At 48.6% G+C, this 1,371-nt stretch carries 1 protein-coding gene; it reads right to left on the bottom strand.

Annotation, left to right across the window (positions count from 1 at the left end; all coding sequences use genetic code 11):
* Window positions 1-65: 65 nt before the first annotated feature.
* Window positions 66-1,040 (bottom strand): porphobilinogen synthase, encoded by a 975-nt coding sequence (gene hemB, locus EQY_RS0121790; protein WP_001295337.1) that lies wholly within the window; start codon window positions 1,038-1,040, stop codon window positions 66-68.
* Window positions 1,041-1,371 lie beyond the last annotated feature (331 nt).

Here is a 1,371-nt window from a genome sequence, read left to right as displayed (position 1 = left end):
TAGGGTGAGGGGGCGTTCACCGTACTTTCAACAGGTTAACTCCCCCTTTCTGAGAGGAAACAAAATTAACGCAGAATCTTCTTCTCAGCCAGATCCAGCGCAAAGTAGCTGAAAATCAGATCCGCACCCGCACGCTTAATCGAACCTAAGCTTTCGAGCACTACTTTCTCTTCATCTATAGCACCCGCCAGCGCGGCGAACTTAATCATCGCGTACTCGCCGCTTACCTGATACGCGCCAATCGGCAGTTCAGTACGTTCACGCAGCTCACGCACGATGTCCAGGTACGCTCCGGCTGGTTTAACCATCAGGCAGTCTGCGCCCTGAGCTTCATCCAGCAGTGATTCACGAATCGCTTCGCGACGGTTCATTGGGTTCATCTGATAGCTTTTGCGGTCACCTTTTAATGCGCTTCCGGCAGCTTCACGGAACGGACCATAAAAGGAGGAAGCGAACTTGGTCGAATACGACATGATCGCCGTATCTTTAAAACCCGCAGCGTCCAGCGCCTGACGAATCGCCTGTACCTGACCGTCCATTGCGGCGGAAGGGGCGATGAAGTCTGCACCCGCAGCAGCAGCGACCACTGCTTGTTTGCCTAAATTTTCGAGGGTCGCGTCGTTGTCGACGCCGTGCTCGCACAGCACACCGCAGTGACCGTGAGAGGTGTATTCGCAGAAACAGGTGTCTGACATAACGATCATTTCAGGCACGGTCTGCTTGCAAATGCGTGACATACGCGCCACCAGACCATCTTCCCGCCAGGCATCGCTGCCCGTTTCATCGGTATGGTGAGAGATGCCGAAAGTCATTACTGACCGAATACCGGCGTTGGCGATACGTTCGATTTCGCGCGCCAGATGTTTCTCTGGAATACGCATTACGCCCGGCATGGCTTCAACGGCTTTGTAGTCGTCAATTTCTTCTTCAACAAAGATCGGCAACACCAGGTCGTTAAGGCTAAGTGTTGTCTCTTCAAACATAGCGCGCAGCGCAGGAGATTTGCGCAGGCGACGAGGGCGTTGGATTAAGTCTGTCATGGTCTGCCTGATGTTTGTGGAATCGAGGGACATAGTATACCTGAAGCAGGGCGGGGGTGTTTTACGAAAGTTGTCGCGATGTTGACAAGAAGAGAATGAAAGACCGGCCTGGACATCTTTTTAATATAAATAGCAATATTTTCATATTCACTGAAAATATTTTTAATTTTTATTAATTCTCCCTGATTATTGTTTTTGGGAGTTTGGCTGCGCTGTTAAAAATAGAATGACTTAAAGTTCATTGTTTATTAATACATTATTTGTCTAATTTGCTGATGTAATATTTGTAGAGTATATAACTTTGAAATCAATGCTGTCATTAACAGATTGA

The organism is Escherichia sp. TW14182 (assembly GCF_000208525.1).
GTDB classification, from domain to species: domain Bacteria; phylum Pseudomonadota; class Gammaproteobacteria; order Enterobacterales; family Enterobacteriaceae; genus Escherichia; species Escherichia ruysiae.
The sequence above is the reverse complement of the archived record's forward strand: the minus strand, read 5'-3'. Positions and strand labels throughout refer to the sequence as shown.

What these genes read in the sequence shown, in the direction of transcription:
- hemB (WP_001295337.1), bottom strand. Translation starts at nt 1,040, where the DNA reads ATGACAGACTTAATCCAACGCCCTCGTCGCCTGCGCAAATCTCCTGCG.